The 7,448-nt window shown below is 66.7% G+C and carries 9 protein-coding genes; all 9 read right to left on the bottom strand.

Translation table 11 applies throughout. The annotated features are described in order from the left end of the window. Positions 1-93: 93 nt before the first annotated feature. On the bottom strand, positions 94-1,353 hold the full coding sequence (locus AC2VLV_RS17115) for an OmpP1/FadL family transporter (protein ID WP_486991111.1): 1,260 nt from the start codon (positions 1,351-1,353) through the stop codon (positions 94-96). Between the two features lie 156 nt (positions 1,354-1,509). Continuing rightward, positions 1,510-1,842 carry a BON domain-containing protein gene (locus tag AC2VLV_RS17110; protein ID WP_486991110.1) on the bottom strand — a complete coding sequence of 111 codons (333 nt, stop codon included), beginning with the start codon at positions 1,840-1,842 and terminating at the stop codon, positions 1,510-1,512. A gap of 11 nt (positions 1,843-1,853) precedes the next feature. Then, on the bottom strand, positions 1,854-2,330 hold the full coding sequence (locus AC2VLV_RS17105; protein WP_486991109.1) for a DUF6691 family protein: 477 nt from the start codon (positions 2,328-2,330) through the stop codon (positions 1,854-1,856). A 24-nt stretch (positions 2,331-2,354) separates the two neighbouring features. Next, the gene (locus AC2VLV_RS17100; protein WP_486991108.1) at positions 2,355-2,798 is read right to left on the bottom strand and encodes a YeeE/YedE family protein; all 444 of its coding nucleotides are present in this window, start codon (positions 2,796-2,798) and stop codon (positions 2,355-2,357) included. Between the two features lie 40 nt (positions 2,799-2,838). After that, a complete protein-coding gene (locus AC2VLV_RS17095) occupies positions 2,839-3,078 on the bottom strand; it encodes a hypothetical protein (RefSeq protein ID WP_486991107.1) in 240 nt (79 codons plus the stop codon). 256 nt (positions 3,079-3,334) lie between these two features. After that, positions 3,335-4,705 (bottom strand): sigma 54-interacting transcriptional regulator, encoded by a 1,371-nt coding sequence (locus tag AC2VLV_RS17090; protein ID WP_486991106.1) that lies wholly within the window; start codon positions 4,703-4,705, stop codon positions 3,335-3,337. 21 nt (positions 4,706-4,726) lie between these two features. Continuing rightward, a complete protein-coding gene (locus AC2VLV_RS17085) occupies positions 4,727-5,230 on the bottom strand; it encodes a hypothetical protein (RefSeq protein WP_486991105.1) in 504 nt (167 codons plus the stop codon). Then, the gene (locus AC2VLV_RS17080) at positions 5,227-6,690 is read right to left on the bottom strand and encodes a sensor histidine kinase (protein ID WP_486991104.1); all 1,464 of its coding nucleotides are present in this window, start codon (positions 6,688-6,690) and stop codon (positions 5,227-5,229) included. Before AC2VLV_RS17080 ends, AC2VLV_RS17085 begins: the two co-directional genes overlap by 4 nt. A gap of 32 nt (positions 6,691-6,722) precedes the next feature. Further along, entirely contained in the window at positions 6,723-7,409 is a 687-nt protein-coding gene (gene pyrE, locus AC2VLV_RS17075) for an orotate phosphoribosyltransferase (protein WP_486991103.1), read from the bottom strand. Positions 7,410-7,448: the final 39 nt, after the last annotated feature.

Raw genomic sequence — 7,448 nt, 5'->3', positions numbered from 1 at the left:
GCGAGGCAAGGCGACCAGCCTTGCCTCGCACCTCCGCCTTGCATCCATCCCCGTCTGGGGGCAACGCGGGTGCATAAATAGCGTTAACAGGCCCTAGAACTTCCAGCCGACCGACACGCCCAGCGTGTTCTGGTTCATGCGCACGGTTTCCGTCGAGCCCGCCGTGGCGAAGCCGGGCGGCAGAGGGCCGGTCACGCTGTTGTCGAGCGCATGGACGTAATCCACCGAGACTTCCATGTCCTTGCTCACCGCATAGGTGGCGCCGAGGGTGAGGTGGTCTTGGGTGACCGCGGGGGCGATGGTGTTGAGAAACACCTGCGAACTTTGCACCGGGTTGTCGGCGTGGTTCCAGCCGGCGCGCAGGGTCAGGTCGGGGCTGTACTGGTAGGCCGCGCCGAGCTTGATCACCGTGATGTTCTTCCAGCCGAAAGCCGGGCCGTTGTCCTGGCCGAGCAGGCATTGCTGCTGATAGAAGCAGTCGGCGGTATTGCCGATGGCCTTGACCTTGGCGTAGTTGATGCGCACCACGTCGCCAGCCAGCGTCCACTGCGGCGCGGGCGTCCAGGCGAAGCCCAGGCCGTAGGTTTCGGGAATATTCAAATGCGCGCCACCGGCGAACAGTCCGGTGTATTTGCTGAAGCTGCTCATGCGGGTTTCGGGCTGCCAGGTGGCGCCCAGAGTGAGGCCGGGGGCGACCGTGCCCGTCCAGCCCAGTCGCACGCCCACACCGGTGGAGCTGTCGTGGCCGTTGTCGGTGAGCTTGTCCGGATCAACCGAATAGGCCTTGAAATTGCTCAGACCGTTGGCGCGGAAAGTTTGCTTGACCAGATTCAGGGCGATGCCCACGGCGTTGTTGTCGTCGAGCTTCATGGCGAAGGACGGCGAGATGAAAAGTTGCTGCAGATCGACCCCGGTGCCCGCTTGCAGGGGCGGAAAAATTTCAGAGTAGCCACTGTTCATGCCGCCGTTGCCGTACATGCTGATGCCGACGGCCATGCGGGGATTGAGCATCCAGTTCATCCCGATTTCGGGAATGAGAAACAGCGACTGGTCATTGCCCGAATAGGTGCCGGTGATCGGCGTGCCTGCGGCCGGGCCCATGGCCGCCCCCAGACTGCCAGTGGTGCTCACGCTGCGGTCGGGTTTGAACAGGCTCAGCCCGCCGTCCACGCGGTTGCCAATCAGCGCCATACCGGCCGGGTTGGTGGCTGCGGCCAGCGCATCCTGCGGCAGGGCGATGCCCACGCCCCCCATGCCGTTGGATTTGATGCTGTAACCCGGCTGAAAGTAACCGTCGGTGGCCTGGGCGGCAGGTGCGGCGAGGCTGGCAAAGATGAACGCAAGTTTTTTCATGATCCTGAAGGGCTGGAAGAGGGGAGAAAATCGCCGCAGCCTGAAAGCTGCGGCGAAAACACTCCCGACCCGTCGCACAGACGGGTGGGCGTGCGAGGAGCGCGACAAGTCGCTGGGGACGGCGCGCAGGCGCCGAATTCGAGGATTGCGCGCGGGTTAATGCGGCGAGGACGAGACCCTGCCGGAGGCGATCTGCCAGTCGCTGCATACCGCCTGCACCCCTGCCGTGGTGAACACCAGCCATTCCGCATGGGTGCGCAGCTTGGGGTCGCGCAGAGTGCCGCACAGCCGCACCAAGCCTTCCTGAACGTCGATCTGAATGCCGAGGTGGCGCAGCGAAGTCTGGCTCAGCCGCTCCAGCACCTGCGCGCGCAGGCGCTGGTCGGCGTTGCCCTGCGCGGCGGGCAGCGCCGGGCGGAGCGTCTGGGAGCGCGGCCGCCCGGTTCTGGCGGGGCGTAGCGGGTAACGCATCGGTGAAGTCGTGGTCATGAGAGTCTCCTTCAGGGTTTAGCCGTCAGCGGCGCGGCCTTGCGGTTTGAGCGAAGCGCGGCGGAGTGCGCTGGGTTGGCCGCGGCGCGTTGCCACAGCTCGAAACCCGCCATGCCGACCACCATGCTGGCGAAAAACAGCCACTGCGGCGCGTGCAGCGAAGCCAGTGAGGCCAGCGACGGGCCGGGGCACAGCCCGGTCATGCCCCAGCCGATACCGAACACCGCACTGCCCAGCAGCAGTCGCGAGGTAATGCTGCGGGTATCAGGAAAGGCGATGGCGTCGCCCAGCAGCGCCTTGCCGCGGCGCTGCGCGAGCTGCATGGGCACGAAGGCCACGACGACGGCGGTGATGAGAACCAGCAACAGGCTGGGATCCCAGGCGCCTGCGATATTGAGAAAGCCCAGCACCTTGTCGGGGTTGGTCATGCCCGAGAGCAGTACGCCCAGGCCGAACAGCAGGCCGGAGAAAAACGCGAGCTTGTTCATGAGGATCTCCTTGAGAACTTGGGGTCAGTACAGCAGGGCGTGAACCGACACGGCGGTGACGATGCCGGTGGAGAGGAAAGTGGCCACCGCTGCCAGCGAGCGGCGCGACAGCCGTGCCAGCCCACAGACGCCGTGGCCGCTGGCGCAGCCCGAACTCAGCCTCGCGCCCACACCCACCAGCAGGCCGCCTGCGAGCAGCAGCGACCAGGGCGCTTCGAATTGCGCGCCGGGTATGGGCATCGAGAGCGCCCACAGCACCGAAGCCGCGAGCACGCCGACGAGAAAGCTCAGCCGCCACGAGGCCGGGCGGCGTGCGGCCAGAGCATCGCTGAGCGAGCCGCCCAGAATGCCGCTGATGCCGGCGATCTTGCCGCCGCCCAGCGCCAGTGCGCCGGCAGCAGCGCCGATCAACACGCCGCCTGCAACTGCGGAATAAGGGGTGAATACAGACCAGTCGATGGTGAACATGGCGGATCTCCTGTCAGGGTGAGGTGGGGGCAGGGGCGAGTCAGCGCCGCGACCCGGACGGATGGATCGGGCGCGGGGATGCGCCCAAGGCGTTGTCGTCAAACTCGCGTTGGAGAAGGTCGAGGTCGTGCGCCTGCTGGCGCTGCAGCCGGGCCAGCGGATCGGGCTGGTAAAGCGCCCGCAGTTGCGCGGCGAGGCCATGCAGCTGGCGCTGCATGGCGTGGAACCGGGCCAGGGCGAGTTCGGTCTGCGGATTGGCGGGGGAAGGGAGGGTGTGCATGAGGATTCTCCGGTTGGGGGCGGATCGATCGGATGCGATCTGCGCGGAGTCCTAGTGCAAACCCTGTGCCACCGGGGTGCTTGCAGAGAGGGGTGAGGGAAAAAATCACACAAATCAGCGACAAACGGCCGACTTGCCCCTGAAAAGCGTCGGGCAACGGCGACGGCTTGCCCGGTGTTTTTTCAACGCCTTGATTTATTGAGTGATTTTTGTCGCGGATGGGCGACGGGGCGACAAGCCCTAGTGCACCACTGCACTAGCTCTGCGGCGGTGCTTCTTCGGCGGCGGGTTTGAATTGCGCCGGGTCGAGATGGTGTTTGCCGAGCAGGCGATAGAACTCGGTGCGGTTGCGTTGCGCCAGCCGCGCGGCCTGGGCGACGTTGCCGTTGCTCATCTTGAGCAACTGGGCCAGATAGTCGCGCTCGAACTGTTCGCGGGCTTCGGCGAAGGGCAGCAGGGTGGTGGGTTTGAGCCGCAGCGCCCGTGTCACCGAGGTGGCCGGTATGCGGCTGGTGGTGCTCAGCGCGCAGCACTGCTCGACCACGTTCATGAGCTGGCGCACGTTGCCGGGCCAGTCTTGTTGCTGCAGCAGATCGAGCGCGTCGGGCGTGAAGCCGGTGATGCGCCGGTGCAGCCGGGGGGTGAGAATCTTCAGCGCATGCTGCGCCAGCATGGCGATGTCTTCGCGCCGCTCGCGCAGCGGCGGCAGGTGCAAGGTGACGACGTTGAGGCGGTAATACAGGTCGTCGCGAAAATGGCCTTCCACGATGGCGGCGTCGAGATCGCGGTGAGTGGCGGAGACGATGCGCACGTCCACATCGACCGCCTGCGCCGCGCCCAGCGGGCGCACCTGGCGCTCTTGCAGCACGCGCAGCAGCTTGACCTGCAGCGGCAGCGGCATGTCGCCGATCTCGTCGAGAAACAGGGTGCCGCCGCTGGCCTGCTGGAACAGCCCGGTCTGCGCCTGGCTGGCGCCGGTGAACGAACCCTTGGCGTGACCGAACAGCTCCGATTCGAGCAGGGTTTCGGGAATGGCGGCGCAGTTGATGGCGACGAACGGCCCGGCCTGCCGCGCGCTGGCGCGGTGAATGGCGCGGGCCAGCATTTCCTTGCCGGTGCCCGACTCGCCGCGAATGAGCACGCTGGCCTCGCTGCGCGCCACCAGCCCGGCTTCGGACAGCAGCGCGAGCATGCGCGGACTGGCGGTGAGAATGTCGGCCCGCCAGGCTTCGTCCTTGGGCGAAGGTTTGGCGTTCTGCGCCGGTTGCAAGGCCACGGCGCGCGCAAGTAGGGCGAGCAGCTCGCGGGCTTCGAAGGGTTTGGTCAGAAAGCCGAATACCCCGCGCTGCGTGGCGTCCACCGCGTCGGGAATGGTGCCGTGGGCCGTGAGGATGATGACCGGCAGCGAGGGGTCTTGCGCGCGGATGTGCTCGAACAGCGACAGCCCGTCCATGCCGTCCATGCGCAGATCGGTAATGACGACGCTGGGGCGGCTGGCCGCGAGGCTGCCCAGCGCCTCGGCGCCGCTGGCGGCCAGTACGGGGGTGTAACCGGCCGAGCGCAGGCGGATGGCCAGCAACTGGCGCAGGTCGGGGTCGTCATCCACCAGAAGAACGGTTGTGGGCATGGGGATTCGTTCACACCGCTCTCAGCGGCTGCGGTTCTGGAGCTGGGTCTCCAGCGATTTGATCTGATCGATCTGCTTTTGCAGGGTCTGGACGTTTTTCTGCGCCTGCTGCAAGGCGAGTTGCTGCGCGGCATCGCGTTGCAGCAGGGTGATGAAGTTGCGCATCGGCACATCGTCAGCGCGGGCTCGCAGACCTTCAAGCAAATTCTGTGCGAGTTCGGCGTCGCCCGCATCGCCGCGCGCCAGCAGCAGCATGGCGAGCTGCAGTTGTTCGGCGCTCGCGCGCCGCTTGCCCAGCGCCAGCAGCCGCGCCGTCTGGCTCTGCAGCGCCGGGCCTGCGGTCTGCGGAGTGTCGCGCAGCAGGCGACCGAGGGTGGCTTCGTCGAGGCGATCGGTCGGGATCGGGGCGGAGGCGGTTGGCGCGGTCATTTGAGCAAAACGCGGCAGCTCGGCGCAGGACGACAGCGCGAGCGGCAGCGCGAGGCAAAGAATGAAGCGTTGGCGAAGTAAGCGAGGCAAGGTCATACCGGATTTTGAGCGTTGTCTGGGAGAAACACACGAAACACCGCGCCGGGGCCGGGGTGGGGCGCGAGCTCCAAGGTGCCGCCGTGCATCTGGGCGTATTGCCGCGCCAGCGCCAGACCGAGCCCGGTGCCGCGCAAGGCGCTGGCCGGCTGGTTGCGGCCCTGGAAAAACGGCTGAAACAACTGGCCGCGGTCTTCCGGCGCCACGCCGGGCCCCTGATCGCTGATGCAAATTTCGGTGCCGCCTTCAACGGCATTGGCGTCAAACCCGATTCGGCCGCCCTGCGGGCTGAAGCGGATGGCGTTGAGCAGCAGGTTCTCGAACAGGCTTTCCAGCTTGGCGCGGTCGCCCTGCACTTGTAGCGCAGCACAGCCGCACTCCACATGCACGCCCTTCGCCCGTAGCGTGAGGTGATTGCGGCGGATCAAACTGGCCAGCAATAAGCGCAGCTTCACCGGGCCGATCTGCAGCGGCTCGGGGCGATGCAGCGCGCTGTCGTAATGGATCAGGCTGTCGATGCGGTGGTGCAGGTCGCGCACATTGCCGCGCATGATGCGGGCGATCGACTGCTGCTCGGCGTTGAGCGGGCCGGGCACGCCTTCGGCCAGCAAGTCCACGCCCTCTTTCATCGAGGCCAGCGGGGTCTTGAGCTCGTGCGACACATGCCGCAGCAACTGGATTTTCTGCGCCTCCAGATCGGCCAGCCTGCGGCGCAGCCAGTCGAGTTGCACGCCCAGATCGACCAGATCGCGCGGCCCGGCCACGCTGGGCGCCTGATCGAGCTGCCCTTCGCCCAGACGGCGGATGGAGCGTTTGATTTGCCGCAAGGGCTGGCTGAGCAGCCAGGAGAACAGCAGCGCCAGGCAGACCGACAGGCTCACGCTGGCGAGCGCCAGCCAGCCCAGCACCGACCACACGCGGTTGGAGACCTGCAGCAGCCGCGCTTCCAGCGCATCGACCAGGCCGTTGCTGTGGTTGATCAGCCTGTCGGCCGACAGGCGCATGGCGTCGAATTGCGGGTTGAGCGCGTTGAACACCCGGGCGCCATCCTTCACCTTGCCCGAGGCCATGACCCCGGAAAACAGCGCTGCCTCCCGCGTGTTCAGGCTGCGGAGGGTGTGCTGCTGGTCGGGCGGCAGCGGCATGGCCTGGAGTTGCGCGGCATCGTGCACGAAAGCCTCATGCGCCTGCCGCACGCCGCTGCATAGCGCGGCGTCCTGCAACACCAGACACTGGCCGCTGGCCCGCTGCAGGTTGTCAATGTCTTGGGCGATCTGGCGCGAGGTGCGCGTGAGCTGCACCGCCACGGCCACCGAGCTGCGCGCCTGCGTGGCCACCTGATCGAACAGATACGCCGTGACCGACAGCCCGATGAGCAGCGGCAGCCCCACCAGCGCAAAGCTCCACAACAGCAGCGCGGAAAAGGAGATGCCGAGCGGCGCGCGCAGCTTGATGGCCATGGCGGATTTGTTCGCGTTTCGTTCGCGCCCTGTCAGACCCCGTAAGTGTCGCGGTACTGCTGCACCGCGGGCCGCCAGCGCGCCAGCTCTTGGTGGCCGCTGTCGGCCAGATAGGCGAGCAGGCTGTCGAGATTGGCGATGGAAATGACCGGCAGCCCGTACTCGCGGCTGACGTGCTGTACGGCCGAAACATCGAGGGTGCGGCCCTGAATTGCGGCCTTCTCCTGGCGGTCGAGCGCGATGAGCACGGCCGCGGGTTCGGCCCCGGCCGCGCGGATCAGCCGGACCGATTCGCCTGTGGCCGTTCCTGCGGAAATGACGTCATCGACGATGACCACCCGGCCGCGGATGGGCGCGCCCACGGTGCTGCCGCCTTCGCCGTGATCCTTGGCTTCCTTGCGGTTGTAGGCGAAGCCCACATTGCGGCCCAGTCGCGCCAGTTCCACCGCGACCACCGCGCCGAGCGGAATGCCCTTGTACGCCGGGCCGAACAGCATGTCGAACGCCACGCTGCTATCGAGCAGCGCGCGCGCATAAAACTGCGCCAGCCGCGCCAGCATGGCGCCGTCGTTGAACAGACCGGCGTTGAAAAAATAGGGCGATTGCCGCCCCGCCTTGGTGGTGAAGTCGCCAAAGGCGATCACGCCGCTGTCGACGGCGAAACGGATGAAGTCGAGCGCGTTGGGCGCGGAAGCGGTTGCAGGAGAAGGGGAGGACATGATGGCAGTGCAGGGTGGGGCGGCGCAGCAAGACGCGCC

It is taken from the genome of Thiomonas sp. TH-17 (assembly GCF_057473305.1).
This window is presented reverse-complemented; position numbering and strand designations above follow the sequence as displayed.